Genomic DNA, 16,287 nt, shown 5'->3' on the forward strand with positions numbered 1-16,287 from the left:
ATGGGGCAGACAGCGGCAGCAGACATCGCGACAATCGGACGGATCAGCGCGGTTCCGGCGATCCTTCAGGTGATCCGCGAACTGACCGGCCTGCGCTTTGCCGCAGTGGCACGGGTCAACGAGGATTCGTGGACAGCCTGCGCCGTCCTTGATCAGCTGGATTTCGGCCTGCAGGTCGGTGGCGAGCTGGATCTGGTCACCACCCTGTGCCACGAAATCCGTCAGTCGCATGTCTCAGTGGTGATCGACAAGGCCAGCGAAGACCCGCTCTACCGCGATCATCACACCCCGCGCCTGTACAAGTTCGAGAGCTATATCTCGGTGCCGGTGTTTCGCACTGACGGACGGTTTTTCGGCACGATCTGCGCGCTCGATCCAGTCCCGGCGCAACTGAAGTCCAGCAGCATCCAAAGCACCATGGAATCGTTCGCACGGATGCTCGCGTTGCAGATCGAAGCCGAGGAAAACGCGCAGCTCACCGAAACCGCGCTGTTGCAGGAACGCGAAACCGCCGAGCTGCGCGAGCAGTTCATTGCGGTACTCGGGCATGACTTGCGCAACCCGTTGTTCGCCATCAGCGCCGGTGCCGAAATGCTCCTGCGCAAACACCCGGATCCGGCCATCGAGGTGCGGCTGCGCAATATCCTTGGCAGTGCGCAACGGGCGACACGACTGGTGGACGACGTACTCGATTTTGCTCGCGGGCGCCTGGGCAATGGTATTCCGGTCGCGATCCAGCCCTGCGCCGACTTGACCGACGCGGTGCAACAGGTGGTGACGGAGATCCGCAATGTGCATCCGCAGCGCACCATCCACACTTGCATCGGCGACTTGCAGGGCGTGCCCTGCGACCGCGGCCGGATTGCCCAGTTGCTGTCGAACCTGCTGGCCAATGCCGTGACCCATGGCGACCCGGAGGGGGATATCGAAGTGATCGCCCAGGTCGAGCACGGTGCGTTGATGCTGGCGGTGAAGAATCAGGGGCACATTCCCGAGGTGATCCTGCCGCACCTGTTCCAGCCCTACTCCCGCCCGATCGGCAGCACGCCTCAGGCCGGGCTCGGTCTGGGGCTGTACATCGCCAGCCAGATCGCCAAGTCCCACGGCGGGCATTTGCATGTGGCGTCCACCGCACAGAGCGGCACATTGTTCACCTTCAGCCTGCCCACAATCTGAGACACACCACAAATCCCCTGTGGGAGCGAGCTTGCTCGCGAAGCTGTTGTGTCTGCCACACATGAGTCGACTGGCACACCGCTTTCGCGAGCAAGCTCGCTCCCACATTGGTTCTGCAGTGTTCCAAAGTTGTCAGGCCGAAGTGCTGACCAGCGAGCCCGAAGTGCTGCCGCCCGACTCCTGCAACGCCTGCAATAACGCCGCCGTGGCGGTCTGCAACGAAGCCGAAGTGCTGGAAATTTGCGACTCGGCGGAGGCCACGTCAGCCGCTTTGGCATCAGCGTCTTCCTGCTTGGCCTGAGCCGCTTGCAATGCCTGCTGTTGTTCCTGCAATTGCTTTTGCAACTCGGCGATCTGCTTGCGCAGTTCTTTCACCGAATCCGATTCATCGCTGCTGCTGGAACTGCTGTCACCCGCCGGCGCTGCGCCACCGCCGGCCGCCACTTTGCTGGTGTCGGCGCTGACGCCCGCACTGCTGGTTGCAGTGGTCGAGGTGTCATCACTGGCGTCGCTGATTTTGGTTTTGCTGATGGCGGTGCTGACGGTCTGGTTGATCGAAACTGAGGTGATGCTGACCATGGGATGGCTCCAATGCCGGTTTTAGATAACCGGCCATCGGCGGCACTCGCAGGGATTTGAGATCGACTGTGTACCGACTCGGTAACCGAACCGGTACACGTCGGCGGACGTCAGGCGCTCAGGCGTGCGGTGACTTCGTTGAGTTGCCCGGACAGGCCATGCAGGTTCTGGCTGGCGCTTTCGGTGCGCTGCACGCTGTTGAGGTTGGTACTGGCGATCGAGGTGATCTCGGTCAGGTTGCGCGAGATGTCTTCGGCCACCGAGGTCTGCTCTTCGGCGGCGGTGGCGATCTGGCGGTTCATGTCGCGGATCGCTTCCACCGCGTGGGTGATGCGCTCGAGCATCGCACCGGCCTGGGTCACTTGCTCGACGCTTTCATCGCTGCGCGCCTGACCGCTTTCGATCGCTTGCGCGGCGTCCACGGCACCGGTCTGCACGTTCTGAATGATCTGGTTGATCTCGATGATCGACTCGGCCGTGCGCTGCGCAAGGTTGCGCACCTCGTCGGCGACCACCGCGAAACCGCGCCCGGCTTCACCAGCCCGCGCCGCTTCAATCGCCGCGTTGAGCGCCAGCAGGTTGGTCTGTTCGGCGATGCCGCGGATCACTTCCAGCACTTTGCCGATGCGCCCGCTGTCGCTTTCCAGACGACGAATCACTTCAGCGGTGTTGGCAATTTCACCACGCATCTTGGTGATGGTGTGGATGGTGCCCTGCATGACCTTTTCACCCTGCTGGGCGGACTGGTCGGCATCGTCGGCAGCGCGCGCCGCATCCGCCGCATGACGGGCGACTTCCTGGGCGGTGGCGGACATTTCGTTCATCGCCGTAGCCACCTGATCGGTGCGGTTGAACTGCTCGTTGGTGCCGCCGGCCATGGTCGTGGCGATGGCATTCAGTTCGCCGCTGGCGCTGTCCAGATCAGTGGCGCTGCGTTGCAGATGAGTGAAGGTTTCGGCGAGGAAATCACGCAGGGTATTGGCCGCGGCGGCCAGGTTGCCCAGTTCGTCCTGACGGTCGTTGGCGACCCGCTCGGCGAGGCGCCCACGGCTCAATTGAGTGACGTAATCGATCAGCTTGCGGATCGGATCGATCAGGTTGCGGTTGACCAGCCACAGGCTCAGCAAACCGATCAACAGGCCCGAGCCGAGCATCACCACAATGCCCAGCAGCACGGTGCTGTCAGCACTGGCGCTGATCTGCGCCGACTGTTCGGTACCCTGCTTGCGCAGCTCGGCGACCAGTTCGCTCATCTGATCGCTGGTGGCACGGTCCACGCCTTTGACGGCGTTGTCGCCAGCCGTTGGATCACCACCAGCCGCCACGTAGGCATCGCGCCCTTTCTGGTACGCGGCGCCGAGTTGACGATGTTCGTCACGCAGGCGTTCGATGCGGCTTTTCAGCGCCGGCTCAAGGCCTTTCTGCCCGGCCAGTTCACCGAGGATGTTCTGCACATCGCGCTGACGGTCTTCGAACTGGCTCCAGTATTTGCCCAGGTCCGCCGGTTGCTTGCCGCGCAGCAAGACGTTTTTCCACTCCTGCACCTGCACCTTGAATTGCAGGTTGGCCTCGTCGATCAGTTGTGAGGTGTGCAACGGGCCGGCGATCAACTGGCTGTAGTTCTGCACGCCGTTGGACAGGTAGTGAAAGCAGGCCAGTGCGATCAACAGCATCGCCAGCAGGCTGCCGCTCAGCAGGGCGAGAATTTGCGCTCTCAGGGATTTTTGCAGCATCGCAAGATACTCAAGGACAGGGATGAGGCACGCCCGGTAAGGCGTGAAATTTTGCCGGACATCCGTGTCGGCGCGCCTTGGCTCATGGCCAAGCGCGCGCAACGTAACCTAAGCGTGATCGGCGTACCAGAGCGCTTCTTGAAGAAAATCCGACCGCCGGTAAGCCGCTGATTTGACGTCATTTTGCTGTCACACAAACGTCATGTGACATTGCGATGATCCGGCTCAGGTGAATCTGAAAACTCCGCGCCAGACGCCCTCCTCGCAGCGAGCCTCCATGAACCACAGCCTCGACCTCAGTCATCGCGATCCTGATTTGTTCGGTCTGCTTTACGGCTTCCGTTTTCGTCCCGGTGAACGTGGCCGCGAAGTCGATTCGGCGACCGCCCTGCGTTGTCTGCAAGACGACAGCGACAGTGATGAATTCCTCTGGCTGCACCTGAACCTGGCGCACGCCGCGTGCGAGCGCTGGATGAAAAGTCATCTGCAATTGCCTGAAGAGTTTTTCGAGGCGCTGCACGAAGGTTCGCGTTCGACACGCATCGAGCACGTCGACTCGGCACTGCTGGCGGTGGTCAACGACGTAGTGTTCAACCTCAGCAGCATGGTCTCCTCGGACGTGTCGACGCTGTGGGTTTGCGTGCGCAGCAAACTGATCGTCAGCGCACGCCTGCAACCGCTGCACTCGGTGGACAAACTGCGCTCGTCGGTGAAGGCCGGCGAATGCTTTCGTTCGCCGTCGGAGCTGCTGGTGCACCTGCTGCGTGATCAGGGCGAAGTGCTGACGCAGATCGTGCGCAAGACCAGCATGAGCGTCGATCAGGTCGAGGACGAATTGCTCTCCTCACGGCTGTCGACCAACCGCGCCGAACTCGGCGCCAACCGCCGGGTGCTGGTGCGCCTGCAACGGCTGTTGGCGCTGGAGCCGGGCTCCTTGCTGCGCCTGCTCAACCGGCCGCCGCCGTGGCTGCAGAAGGAGGATGTCAAGGAGCTGCGCAAATCCACCGAGGAGTTCGCACTGATCATCAACGACCTCACTGCCTTGGGCGAGCGGATCAAACTGCTCCAGGAAGAGATCGCCGCCAACCTCAACGAACAGAGCAACCGCACACTGTTCACCCTGACCGTGGTGACGGTGCTGGCGTTGCCGATCAACATCATTGCCGGTTTCTTCGGGATGAACGTGGGGGGTGTGCCGCTGTCGACGGATCCCGAGGGCTTCTGGATATTGGTGGCGCTGGTGGCGACGTTTACCGTGATTGCCGGGCGCTGGGCGTTTCGCAAGCGTGGGGATTACTAGGGCAACACCGTCCCCTGTGGCGAGGGAGCTTGCTCCCGCTCGGCTGCGCAGCAGTCGCAAACCAGGCGAAATGGTTTCTCTGATACAGCGCGGTGAATGGTTTCAGGGGAGCTTCGCTCCCCAGCGGGAGCAGGCTCCCTCGCCACAGGGGAACTCATCTTTAGACCAGCGGTGAGCTAATCCGCCAAACACTGACCTGCCGCAGTCTCTCTGTAATATTTAGCAACGATCATGACCGACACTCCTTCCCTCGCTCAGGATTGTCCGCTCATGGCTACTCCCTCCCTGACCGCCCGCCAGACGTCCGCCCCCAGCGGCAGGCCAGCCCTCGACAAGAAAACCGGCCCGTTCACCTACGTGATCTTTTTCGCGGTGCTCGCGATGGGCATGCTGTTCACCGCTTACAGCCTGATGCACGACATGCACGAGCTGGGCACCACCGTCACCACCTGGACCCCATTCCTGCTGCTCGGCGTGGCGCTGCTGATTGCGCTGGGCTTCGAGTTCGTCAACGGTTTCCACGACACCGCCAACGCAGTCGCGACGGTGATCTACACCCACTCGCTGCCGCCGAATGTGGCGGTGGTCTGGTCGGGTTTCTTCAACTTCCTCGGGGTGTTGCTGTCCAGTGGCGCCGTGGCGTTCGGCATCATCGCCCTGCTGCCGGTGGAGCTGATTCTGCAGGTCGGTTCGTCTGCCGGTTTCGCGATGATCTTCGCCCTGCTGATCGCAGCGATCCTGTGGAACCTCGGCACCTGGTGGCTGGGCCTGCCGGCCTCCTCTTCCCACACCCTGATCGGTTCGATCATCGGCGTCGGCGTGGCCAATGCCTTGATGCACGGGCGCGACGGCACCAGCGGCGTGGACTGGGCGCAGGCGACCAAGATCGGTTACGCCCTGCTGCTGTCGCCGCTGGTGGGCTTCGGCTGCGCGGCGCTGTTGCTGCTGGCCATGCGCGCCTTCATCAAGAATCGCGCGCTGTACAAGGCGCCGGAAGGCAACAACCCGCCACCGTGGTGGATTCGCGGTTTGCTGATCGCCACCTGCACTGGTGTGTCCTTCGCCCACGGCTCCAACGACGGGCAGAAAGGCATGGGCCTGATCATGCTGATTCTGGTCGGCACCTTGCCGATGGCTTACGCGTTGAACCGCACCATGCCCGCTGATCAGGCGTTGCAGTTCGCCGCTGTCGCCGAAGTCACCCAGCAAGCACTGGTGAAAAGTGCCCCTCAACCGGCACCCGCAGATCCGCGCCCGGTGCTTTCTGATTACGTGCGCAGCAAGCAAGCCACGCCACAACTGATCCCCGCCCTCGCCGCCCTCACCGGGCACATTGGCGAAGAGGTCAAAGGCTATGGCTCGCTGTCGAAAGTCCCGGCCGAAGCCATGGGCAACGTGCGCAACGACATGTACCTGGCCAGCGAAAGCATTCGCCTGATGGACAAGAACAAGGTCGGCAACTTCGACGCCGACACCACTGACAAACTGCAACTGTTCAAGCAGCAGATCGACAACGCCACACGCTTTATTCCGTTGTGGGTGAAGATCGCCGTGGCCATCGCCCTGGGCCTCGGCACCATGGTTGGCTGGAAACGGATTGTGGTGACGGTCGGCGAGAAGATCGGCAAGACCCACCTGACCTATGCCCAGGGCGCCTCGGCGGAAACCGTGGCGATGCTGACCATCGGCGCGGCGGACATGTTCGGCTTGCCGGTGTCGACCACCCACGTATTGTCATCGGGCGTGGCCGGGACCATGGTCGCCAATGGCGGTGGTTTGCAGATGAAGACCATCCGCAATCTGCTGATGGCGTGGGTGCTGACCTTGCCGGCGGCAATCCTGCTGTCGGGCAGCCTGTACTGGCTGTTCACCCAGATCTTCTGATCACCACAACCCCCTGTAGGAGCTGCCGAAGGCTGCGATCTCTTGATTTTGCCTTAAAAAAACAAGATCAAAAGATCGCAGCGTGCCGCAGCTCCTACAGGGGGAGTCGGTCAGAGCGTCGAACGAATCACCTCCCCCAACCACTCCATGAACACCCGCACCCGCAATGGCAAATGCCGCTGCCGCGCATACAGGATGGCAATGCCCATCGCCGGCGCTGTGAACTGCGGCAACACAGTCACCAGCTCCCCATTATCCAGATGCGGCTGCATGCCGGTGCGCGGCACCTGAATCAGGCCGAAGCCGCCCAGGCAGGCCGACTCATAGGCATCGGTGCTGTTAACCGTGACACTGCCGGCCATCGGCAATCGCCGCACCTGTCCATCCTGTTCATACACAAAGCCTTCCGAGCGCGAACCGAGCACGCCGACGTAGTGCACCAGCCGATGCTGCGCCAGATCCTCCAGGGTCTGCGGTACGCCGTAGCGCTCAAGGTACGCGGGGCTGGCGCAGTTGATCATCGGAAAGTCGCCCAGATGCCGCGCCACCACCGACTGATCCGGCTGCGCGCCGATGCGCACCACGCAATCGAAACCCTCGCTGAGCAGGTCGACCCGGCGGTCGGTGCTGCTGATTTCCAGTTCCAGATTCGGGTGGCGCGCCATGAACTCTGGCAGCAGCGGCATGATCAGGCGCCGCGCGAGGATGTTCGGCATGTCGACGCGAATCCGTCCGCTCAGCGAAGCCGGATCCTGGCGGAACAGTCCCTCGATCTCGTCCATGTGCGACAGCAGATCCTTGCTGCGTTCGTACAGCACCAGGCCGTCCTGCGTCGCCTGCACCTTGCGCGTGGTGCGTTGCAGCAGGCGCGTGCCGAGCAGGGTTTCCAGGGCCTGGACGTGTTCGGAAACCGTCGAGCGCGGCAACCCGAGACTCTCCCCGGCCAAGGTGAAACTCGACAGTTCGCTGACCCGGACGAAGGTGCGCAGCAGTTCCAGTTTGTTCATCAGGACACCCGTTGATTGTTCGGCTGGGTCGATCAGTGATTCCGGTTTCAGTCTGTTTATCACCCCATGGCGGATAAATAAACTTTGCCCATCACCACTCACCGCAATCGAGGATTTCACATGAGCCGCAAAATCGCATTAATCACCGGCGCCAGCCGTGGCCTGGGCAAGAACGCCGCACTGCACCTCGCCGCGCAGGGCGTGGACATCATCGGCACCTACAACAGCCGCGCCGATGAAGCCCAGGCACTGGTCGCAGAACTGGAACAACGCGGCGCCAAAGCCGTGATGTTGCAACTGGATGTGGGCCGCAGCGACAGCTTTGCCGATTTCGCCAAACGCGTTGAACAAGCGCTGCAACAACTGGAGCGTCCGCGCTTCGACTCCCTGATCAACAACGCCGGGATCGGTGTCCACGCGCTGTTCGCCGAAACCACCCCGGAACAGTTCGACCTGCTGATGAACATCCAGCTCAAAGGGCCGTTCTTCCTGACCCAGCAACTGTTGCCGCTGATCAATGATGGCGGGCGCATCATCAACATCTCCAGCGGCCTGACCCGCTTCAGCCTGCCGGGTTACGCTGCCTACGCGGCGATGAAAGGCGCGATGGAAGTACTGACCCGCTACCAGGCCAAAGAGCTGGGCGCGCGGCAGATCGGCGTGAACATTCTCGCGCCGGGCGCGATCGAGACCGACTTTGGCGGCGGCGCGGTGCGCGATAACGCGGCGTTGAACGCGATGGTCGCGAGCAACACCGCACTGGGCCGCGCCGGGCAGCCGGATGACATTGGTGGCGCGCTGTCGATGCTGCTGGCGCCGGGTGCGCAGTGGATCAACGGACAGCGGGTTGAAGCATCCGGCGGGATGTTCCTCTAAGCCCAAACAGTGTGGCGAGGGAGCTTGCTCCCGCTGGGGTGCGAAGCGCCCCCAAAAGCCGGCCAATGCAGGTCTGACAGAAAGACCGCGTTTATCGGGTTTACGACTGCTGCGCAGCCGAGCGGGAGCAAGCTCCCTCGCCACAGGTTGTGTTCCAGACTTAAGCAGCACGGGCCATCAATAACCGCTCGCGCACCACGTCATAGCCCCAGTGATACACATAGGTGTACGGCAGAAAAAACAGCAGTACGCCGATGTCGAGCAAGAACGCCTGCCACAGGCTGACCGACAGCCACCAGGCAATCAGCGGCACGCCCATCACGATCAACCCGCCCTCGAACAGCAGCGCATGGACCACCCGCGTCCAGGCGTTGTGGCCGATGTTCAGGCGCTTGAGCATGCGGTCGAAGAAGCCGTTGAACACCACGTTCCACGCCAGCGCCAGCAGGGCGATCAGCACGGTCACGGCGCCCATGTCGAGCAGTGGTTTGTCCATGATCCACGCCAGCAACGGCGTGCAGATAAGGATCGCCAGACACTCGAAACCGATGGCCTGGAGGATACGTTCAGTGATGGATTTGTTGGCAGTCATGACCTGACTCCTTGAGTGAAGATAGTTGCCATGATCCGCCCTCGAACCGATACTTCATAACCAATAACCATCGATCAAGGCGATAGTTCATGGCTTCGCAGGAAGTGCTGCTGGCGTTTGTTCAGGCTGCCACCCAAGGTTCGTTTTCGGCGGCGGCGCGCAAACTGGGGCGCAGTCAGTCGACTATCAGTGCGGCGGTGGCCAGCCTGGAGATCGATCTGGACCTGCTGCTGTTCGACCGCAGCAGCCGCAAACCGGCCCTGACCCCGGCTGGCCATGTGATGCTGCAACGGGCCGAGGCGATTCTGGCGGCCACCAGTCGCATGGAAATGAGCGCGCGGCAACTAGCCCAAGGTGTCGAGCCGAAGCTGACCGTGGCGATTTCCGATACCTACCAGTCAGCGCGTTTTGAAGCAGCACTGGTGGATTTCGAGCAGCGTTATCCGGACCTGGAGCTGGAATGCCTGATCGCCGAATGCGACGACCTGATCGAGCTGGTGCAGCGTGGCCGCGCCCATCTGGCGTTTGCGGAGATGCGCGACAGCTATCCGCCGGACCTGGTGACCTCGACGGTCGCCGAGCGCACCGACATCGCGCTGTTCGTCAAACGTGACCATGTACTGACCGGCCTCGAACAGGTCGATCAGCAGGTGCTGGAGCAGCATCGGGAGTTGCGTCTGGCAACGATCGTCAATCCCTACGACAGCCGCGGCAAAGGCCGGATGTGGTCGGCGCCGAGTTACCTGATGTTGATGGAAATGGCGGAGATGGGTTTTGGCTGGGCGGCGCTGCCGCGCTGGCTGGTGGGGCGCTTTGGCAACGACACACTGGTGGAGTTGACCGTACGTGGCTGGCCTCGGCCGGTGTATGTCGATGCATTGTGGTCGCGGATTTATCCGCCGGGGCCGGCGGGGAGTTGGCTCCTGAGCAAGATGCTGGAATAAAGCAAAAGATCGCAGCCTTCGGCAGCTCCTACACATGCGTTTCATTGCAGGAGCTGCCGCAGGCTGCGATCTTTTGATCTTCAGGCCGCTGCAATTTCCACCGGCCGGTTCTCCTGAAAGTACCCCTGCAACCCACGCATCGCCGGCAACTCCAGCGCCTGCGCCGCATAACACAACCCGACCCGGCGCGTCGGTGCCGGCAAGTGCAACGCCCGCGCCACCACCCGCACATGTCCGCTGACTAGCGACTGCGGCAACATCGCCACGCCGACACCCGCCGCAACCATGTGCAACGCCTGCTGCAACGACCCCGCATGCCCGGCCAGCGCTTGCGGCGAGCGTCCGTACAACGCCATCAAGCGCTGATGCGACGGATGCTGCGGGCAGGTGATCCAGTCATCGATCGGCGCCCACCCCGCCTGCGCCGCCGCCATTGGATGGTCCAGCGGCAGCGCCATCACGTAAGGTTCTTCCCACAGCGGCAGGAACAATTCGTCCTCGCAGCACATCTCCTCCACCGCCAGCCGTCCGTCACCGTGACAGCCCTCCTCCAGCGTCAGCAGCAGATTGGGCAAGGCCTGATGGGCCATGCGTACGAAGGCTTCGATGTGGCTGGCAGCGATATCGCCTTCGATGCCCAGCGTCAGCGCCACGCGGTTTTCGCCGCCGCGAAACATCCGGCTCAGCGCTTCGGATTCAGCAACCATGCGCCGCGCCTGCGGGTACAACAGCCGAGCCTCGGCACTGACCTCGACCCCACGGGGTTGTCGCACGAACAACGTCGCGCCGAGTTCGTCTTCAAGCTGCCTGATCGTCACCGACAGCGTCGGCTGACTGATGAACAAACGCTGTGCCGCGGCGGTGATGTTGCGTTCTTCGAACACCGCGAGAAAGGCTTTGAGGTGGCGGATATCCATAGTTGATTCCGATGACAGACAGAGGAATAAGGCATTTTTCAGCCGTTAACGGGCTAAATATACTGCGCCCGGCATTCAGTCATTTGATTTTCTTATTTCAGGAGTTCAACCATGGGCAAGCCATTGATCATCATCACCGGGGCCAGTTCGGGCATTGGCGAAGCGACAGCCCGCCGCTTGAGCGCTGCCGGTCATCCGCTGTTGCTGCTGGCGCGCCGGATTGAACGCCTGCAGGCACTGGGGCTGCCGAACAGCCTCAGCCGTCAGGTCGACATCACTGATCGCGCCGCCCTGCTCGCGGCAGTCGCCGAAGCCGAAGCGCAATTCGGCCCGGCCGATGCGCTGATCAACAACGCCGGCGTGATGCTGCTGGGTGCGATGAGCGAGCAGGATCCGGCGCAGTGGGAGCAGATGCTCGACGTCAACGTCAAAGGCCTGCTCAATGGCGTGCATGCCGTGGTCGCCGGTATGGTCGAGCGCAAGCACGGCACGATCATCAACGTCAGCTCGGTGGCCGGGCGCAAGACGTTCCCGAATCACGTGGCTTACGTCGGCACCAAGTTTGCGGTGCATGGTCTGTCGGAAAACCTGCGCGAAGAACTGGCGCCGCACAACGTGCGCGTCACCACCATTGCCCCGGGCGCGGTGGAAACCGAGTTGCTCAGCCACACCACCGATGAAGCGATCAAGACCGGCTACCAGGCGTGGAAGCAGGAGATGGGCGGCACGGTGTTGAGCGCCGAGGACGTGGCGAAGGCGATTGCCTATGCCTATGAGCAGCCGCAGGGCGTGTGCATCCGCGAGATCGTTCTGGCAGCGACTCGGCAGCAGGCCTGATGGTTTGCTGGTGGCTGGGCTGGCCTCTTCGCGGGCGAGCCCGCTCCCACAGGGTTCTGCAGTGGTCATAGATTTTGTGTGCGGCAGCGACCCGGCAGCAGGCCTGATGGTTTGATGGTGGCTGGGCTGGCCTCTTCGCGGGCGAGCCCGCTCCCACAGGGTTCTGCAGTGGTCATAGATTTTGTGTGCGGCAGCGACTCGGCAGCAGGCCTGATGGTTTACTGGTGGCTGGACTGGCCTCTTCGCGGGCAAGCCCGCTCCCACAGGGTTTTGCGGTGGTCACAGGTTTTGTGTGCGGGCAGCGACTCGGCAGCAGGCCTGATGGTTTGCTGGTGGCTGGACTGGCCTCTTCGCGGGCAAGCCCGCTCCCACAGGGTTCTGCGGTGGTCACAGGTTTTGTGTACACCACGGACACTGTGGGAGCGGGCTTGCCCGCGAAGGGGTCGGCACTGCCACCGAAGATTTCAGATCAATCCAATTGCGCCAGCCGCGCCTCGATAAACCGCCGCTCCGGCTCTTGCCGGGTCAGCTCCAGGGCGCGCAGGTACGCCGCCCGCGCCTGCTCCACCCGACCCAGTTGCCGACAAAACTCCGCCCGAGCCGAATGCGCGAGGTGGTAATCCTGCAATTCGCCACGATCGAGAATCCCCTCGATCAGCGTCAACCCCGCCAACGCTCCATCGCGCTTGGCCACTGCCACTGCGCGGTTCAATTCAATCACCGGCGACGGCACTGCACGCAACAGCACGTCATACAGGCCAACGATCTGCTGCCAGTCCGTATCCGCCGCTGAAGGCGCCTCGGCATGCACCGCAGCGATCGCCGCTTGCAGACAATAAGGCCCGAAGCGCCGCGTGCTCAGCGCACGTTCGATCAGCGCGCAACCCTCGGCGATCAACCCGGCATCCCAGCGCGAGCGGTCCTGATCATCGAGCAGAATCAACTCCCCTTGCGCCGAGGTCCGCGCCGAGCGCCGCGACTCATGCAGCAGCATCAACGCCAGCAGGCCCATGACCTCCGGCTCCGGCAGCAATTCCATGAGCAAACGCCCGAGTCTGATCGCCTCGCGGGTCAGGTCTTCACGGATCAATTCAGTGCCCATCGATGCCGAATAGCCTTCGTTGAACACCAGATAAATCACCCGCAACACACTGTCGAGGCGCTCCGGCAACTCGTTCAGGCTCGGGACCTGATAAGGGATTTTCGCATCGCGAATCTTGGCCTTGGCCCGCACGATGCGCTGGGCAATCGCCGCCGGTGCGGAAAGAAACGCCCGGGCGATTTCCTCGGTGGTCAGATCGCAGACTTCCCGCAGGGTCAGCGGCACCTGCGCATCCGCCGCCAGCGCCGGGTGACAGCAGGTGAAGATCAGCCGCAGGCGGTCGTCTTCCACTTCTTCGCCACTCCAGTCGGCCTGCTCGAGTTCCTCAAGCTGTGCCAGCAACAGCGGCTGCGAGGCCTTGAAGCGGGCGCGGCGGCGCAACACATCGATGGCCTTGAAGCGTCCGGTGGACACCAGCCAGGTGCGCGGGTTGTCAGGCACGCCGTCGCGCTGCCAGCGCTCGACCGCGATGAAGAACGCCTCGTGCAAGGCTTCTTCGGCGAGGTCGAAATCGCCGAGCAGGCGAATCAGCGTCGCCAGGATCCGCCGCGAGTCTTCGCGATAGACCTGCTCGACCCGCGCCCGGACCTCAGACATTCAACTGCCGTACCGGACGCACTTCGACGCTGCCGACCCGGGCCGCCGGAATGTTACCGGCGACCTGAATCGCTTCGTTGAGATCCTTGGCATCGATCAGGTAAAACCCGGCCAGTTGCTCCTTGGTTTCAGCGAACGGGCCATCGGTGATCGACAGCTTGCCGTTGCGCATGCGCACCGTGGTCGCGGTCTGCACCGACTCCAGCGCTTCGGCCGCGACCATCCGCCCGCTGCCCTGAATCGACTCGGCGTAGGCCCAGCACTCGGCGTCTTCCGGGCTGTCGGGCGAGGTGTGCAGCAAGCGTTCGTCGCTGTAGACCAGGCATAGATACTTCATGGTTTTCTCCTGATTCGAACGGATCAACTATGGCTGAAGATCAGGGTTGTACATCGAACAGCGTGGCGCCGCTCATCGGATCGAACGGTGCCGACCAGTGCTCGTGAGCGATTTTCCAAGTCCCGCCGACCTGCCGATAGCACGCGGTGGCGCGCATCCAGCAGCTCTGGGTTTCGCCCTTGTCGTTGGTGCCGCCGCAATGCGTGACCCAATGGGCGAAGGCGAGGTTGTCGGCGGTCTCGATGGCGATCTCGTGAAACTCGAAAACGTGCGGGCCGGAACACATCTCCATGCAGGCTTCCCAATGTGCACGGTAAGCCGCTTTGCCCTTGAATTGCAGGGCCCTGATCGCATCGAAGGAGACGATGTCGTCGGTGTACAACGTCATGACCTTGTCGACGTTCTTGGTCATCACCGCTTCGCGGTAGGTGTTGATCAGGGTCTGGATTTCAGTCTGTGCGCTCATGGTGTTCTCCGTGTTTTTGTTGTGAAGACACCCTTAGTCGTTCGGCCATCGAGCCAATCGACAGTCGAAACAAATAATTTCCGCCGAACACAAAATCGCTAGAATCCGAGGCTCATCTTTGTAGGAAAAAGGAATCCCGTGTCAGCCCAACTCGTGCCGTACGACCGCCTGAACGCCTTGCAGCGTCAGCAAGTCGAGGCGATTGAAATCCATCCCGAGCAGATCAAGTTCTCCGGCGACATTCACGGCGCGCTGCACACGCTGCTGTCCAAACCTGGTCCCGGCGTCAAAGGCTTTGCCCTGCTGGCCGACCAGGTGCCGGTGGCGTTCCTGCTGCTCAAGCGCCCGCCCGTGTTGCCGGCCTGGGCCAATGAACACAGCGCCACCCTGCACGCCCTGCAGGTCGACCACCGGGCGCAGGGCAAAGGTTACGGCAAGGCTTGCCTGCAGGCGCTGCCCGAGGTGGCGCGTGAAGCATGGCCGGAGATCAAGGGGCTGGAACTGTCGGTGGATGCCGATAACGATGCCGCCATCGCGCTGTACGCCAAACACGGTTTCGTCGACAGCGGCGAAGCGTACAAGGGCCGGGTCGGTTACGAACGGCGTATGGGACTGTTTTTCTAAATCATCGAGGGATGCACGATGATCGATTCAATCGAAGCACTGGAAGCTATTTACGGCCTGCCCCACGAGCGCGCGATGCGCAAGCAGATCGGTTTTCTCAACGAGGATTATCAGGCGATGGTGCGGGTCTCGCCGCTGGTGATCGTCAGCTCGGTGGGCGCCGACGGCCTGGATAATTCACCCCGTGGCGATGCGCCGGGGTTCGTGCGGATCATCGACCAGAATACCCTGGCCCTGCCGGATCGCCCGGGCAACAACCGCATCGATACCCTGCGCAATGTGCTGCACGATCCTCGGGTGTCGCTGCTGTTCATCATTCCGGGCATTGGCGAGACCTTGCGGGTCAACGGCACCGCGACCATCAGCGCCGACCCTGAGCTACTGGAAAGCTTTGCGGTGAACGGCAAACCGGCGAAAACCGTGTTGCTGGTGACGGTGGAAGCGGCGTTTTTCCATTGTTCGAAAGCGTTTGTTCGTTCGGATGCGTGGAACCCCGAGACCCACTTGCCGCGCTCGGCCCTACCCTCTGCCGGCGCGTTTCACAAGCGCCTGAACGACGGGCAGTTCGATGCCGAGACCTACGATCGCGAAGCACCAAAACGGGTAATCGACACCCTCTACTAAACGGGGAATTGCAAACACCGCTAGAACCTGTGGGAGCTGGCTTGCCAGCGATGGCGTCGGCACATCAAACATTGCTGTCGACTGACCCACCGCTATCGCTGGCAAGCCAGCTCCCACAGGTTATGTGTGATGTCTTACAAAGTGAGGATCATCTCGTGCCACGCCATGCCGCCGTGATCCGACTCCGACGGTTTGATGTAGGCAAAGCCGAAACCGGCATACAGCGGAATGTGCTGTTCCTTGCACATCAGGTGAATCGTCGCTTTATCCAGCCCGCGCATGCGTTCGATGAACTCGGCCAGCAAGCGCTTGGCCAGGCCCTGGCCCTGGTAGTCCGGGTGCACCACCACCGACATGATCACCACGTTCGGCCCTTGCGGGTCGTGGCCGATCAGTTCCTTGAACGCCTCGTCCGACATCTGCACCTCAAACGCCGCGCCCGAGTTGATGAAGCCGGCGACCACACCGTCCACCTCGGCGACGATGAAGCCGTCCGGCCAGGTGGCGATGCGCGTGGCGATCTTCTCGCGGGTGGCGGCTTCATCGCCTTCGTAGGCCACGGTTTCGATGGCGTAGCAGCGGTCCAGGTCGGCGGCGGTGACGTTGCGGATGACGGTGTTCATGGCAGCTCGGAAATCGGCAGAAGAAAGTGCCGAAAGCATAAAGGAATAAGGCATGCATATCGATCTGCG

General features: G+C 62.1%; 17 protein-coding genes. 8 read left to right on the forward strand and 9 right to left on the reverse strand.

The genetic code is table 11. The annotated features are described in order from the left end of the window. Complete coding sequence (locus ABV589_RS07710; RefSeq protein ID WP_367085456.1) at window positions 1-1,176, forward strand: GAF domain-containing sensor histidine kinase; 1,176 nt, start codon at window positions 1-3, stop codon at window positions 1,174-1,176. A gap of 132 nt (window positions 1,177-1,308) precedes the next feature. On the opposite strand, the gene ABV589_RS07715 is transcribed toward ABV589_RS07710, so the two are convergent. After that, window positions 1,309-1,755: a hypothetical protein gene (locus ABV589_RS07715; RefSeq protein WP_367085457.1), complete on the reverse strand. Its 447-nt coding sequence runs from the start codon at window positions 1,753-1,755 to the stop codon at window positions 1,309-1,311. Between the two features lie 110 nt (window positions 1,756-1,865). Continuing rightward, complete coding sequence (locus ABV589_RS07720) at window positions 1,866-3,488, reverse strand: methyl-accepting chemotaxis protein (RefSeq protein WP_367085458.1); 1,623 nt, start codon at window positions 3,486-3,488, stop codon at window positions 1,866-1,868. 277 nt (window positions 3,489-3,765) lie between these two features. On the opposite strand from ABV589_RS07720, the gene ABV589_RS07725 reads away from it, so the two are divergent. Further along, the gene (locus ABV589_RS07725) at window positions 3,766-4,788 is read left to right on the forward strand and encodes a transporter (RefSeq protein WP_367085459.1); all 1,023 of its coding nucleotides are present in this window, start codon (window positions 3,766-3,768) and stop codon (window positions 4,786-4,788) included. A 270-nt stretch (window positions 4,789-5,058) separates the two neighbouring features. After that, complete coding sequence (locus ABV589_RS07730; RefSeq protein ID WP_007963137.1) at window positions 5,059-6,672, forward strand: inorganic phosphate transporter; 1,614 nt, start codon at window positions 5,059-5,061, stop codon at window positions 6,670-6,672. A gap of 110 nt (window positions 6,673-6,782) precedes the next feature. Here ABV589_RS07730 and ABV589_RS07735 read toward each other — a convergent pair whose 3' ends face one another. Beyond that, entirely contained in the window at window positions 6,783-7,679 is an 897-nt protein-coding gene (locus tag ABV589_RS07735; protein ID WP_007963138.1) for a LysR family transcriptional regulator, read from the reverse strand. Between the two features lie 120 nt (window positions 7,680-7,799). Between ABV589_RS07735 and ABV589_RS07740 the strand changes: the two genes are divergently transcribed. Continuing rightward, on the forward strand, window positions 7,800-8,555 hold the full coding sequence (locus ABV589_RS07740; RefSeq protein WP_367085460.1) for an SDR family oxidoreductase: 756 nt from the start codon (window positions 7,800-7,802) through the stop codon (window positions 8,553-8,555). A gap of 160 nt (window positions 8,556-8,715) precedes the next feature. Here ABV589_RS07740 and ABV589_RS07745 read toward each other — a convergent pair whose 3' ends face one another. Further along, window positions 8,716-9,147 carry a multidrug/biocide efflux PACE transporter gene (locus tag ABV589_RS07745; protein ID WP_367085461.1) on the reverse strand — a complete coding sequence of 144 codons (432 nt, stop codon included), beginning with the start codon at window positions 9,145-9,147 and terminating at the stop codon, window positions 8,716-8,718. A gap of 89 nt (window positions 9,148-9,236) precedes the next feature. Here ABV589_RS07745 and ABV589_RS07750 point away from each other — a divergent pair, with 89 nt between their 5' ends. Beyond that, window positions 9,237-10,091 (forward strand): LysR family transcriptional regulator, encoded by an 855-nt coding sequence (locus tag ABV589_RS07750; protein ID WP_367085462.1) that lies wholly within the window; start codon window positions 9,237-9,239, stop codon window positions 10,089-10,091. An 80-nt stretch (window positions 10,092-10,171) separates the two neighbouring features. On the opposite strand, the gene ABV589_RS07755 is transcribed toward ABV589_RS07750, so the two are convergent. Further along, window positions 10,172-11,008 carry a LysR family transcriptional regulator gene (locus tag ABV589_RS07755; protein ID WP_367085463.1) on the reverse strand — a complete coding sequence of 279 codons (837 nt, stop codon included), beginning with the start codon at window positions 11,006-11,008 and terminating at the stop codon, window positions 10,172-10,174. A 111-nt stretch (window positions 11,009-11,119) separates the two neighbouring features. On the opposite strand from ABV589_RS07755, the gene ABV589_RS07760 reads away from it, so the two are divergent. After that, on the forward strand, window positions 11,120-11,845 hold the full coding sequence (locus ABV589_RS07760; RefSeq protein ID WP_367085464.1) for an SDR family oxidoreductase: 726 nt from the start codon (window positions 11,120-11,122) through the stop codon (window positions 11,843-11,845). Window positions 11,846-12,314: 469 nt separating this feature from the next. Here the strand turns inward: ABV589_RS07760 and ABV589_RS07765 are convergent, their stop codons facing one another. Genes ABV589_RS07765 through ABV589_RS07775 form a run of 3 tightly spaced genes read right to left on the reverse strand, consistent with a single transcriptional unit; the run spans window position 12,315 to window position 14,347 of the window. Next, complete coding sequence (locus ABV589_RS07765; protein ID WP_367085465.1) at window positions 12,315-13,544, reverse strand: RNA polymerase sigma factor; 1,230 nt, start codon at window positions 13,542-13,544, stop codon at window positions 12,315-12,317. Further along, window positions 13,537-13,881 (reverse strand): YciI family protein, encoded by a 345-nt coding sequence (locus ABV589_RS07770; protein WP_007969364.1) that lies wholly within the window; start codon window positions 13,879-13,881, stop codon window positions 13,537-13,539. The genes ABV589_RS07765 and ABV589_RS07770 overlap by 8 nt, the downstream gene beginning before the upstream one ends. A 40-nt stretch (window positions 13,882-13,921) precedes the next feature. Beyond that, window positions 13,922-14,347, reverse strand: coding sequence for a nuclear transport factor 2 family protein (locus ABV589_RS07775; RefSeq protein WP_367085466.1), 426 nt, complete (start codon window positions 14,345-14,347; stop codon window positions 13,922-13,924). A gap of 138 nt (window positions 14,348-14,485) precedes the next feature. Between ABV589_RS07775 and ABV589_RS07780 the strand changes: the two genes are divergently transcribed. After that, window positions 14,486-14,971, forward strand: coding sequence for a GNAT family N-acetyltransferase (locus tag ABV589_RS07780; RefSeq protein ID WP_367085467.1), 486 nt, complete (start codon window positions 14,486-14,488; stop codon window positions 14,969-14,971). 18 nt (window positions 14,972-14,989) lie between these two features. Then, window positions 14,990-15,595 carry a pyridoxamine 5'-phosphate oxidase family protein gene (locus ABV589_RS07785; protein WP_367085468.1) on the forward strand — a complete coding sequence of 202 codons (606 nt, stop codon included), beginning with the start codon at window positions 14,990-14,992 and terminating at the stop codon, window positions 15,593-15,595. A gap of 134 nt (window positions 15,596-15,729) precedes the next feature. Here ABV589_RS07785 and ABV589_RS07790 read toward each other — a convergent pair whose 3' ends face one another. Beyond that, on the reverse strand, window positions 15,730-16,218 hold the full coding sequence (locus ABV589_RS07790; RefSeq protein WP_367085469.1) for a GNAT family N-acetyltransferase: 489 nt from the start codon (window positions 16,216-16,218) through the stop codon (window positions 15,730-15,732). Window positions 16,219-16,287 lie beyond the last annotated feature (69 nt).

This window comes from Pseudomonas sp. HOU2 (assembly GCF_040729435.1).
Classification (GTDB): Bacteria; Pseudomonadota; Gammaproteobacteria; order Pseudomonadales; family Pseudomonadaceae; genus Aquipseudomonas.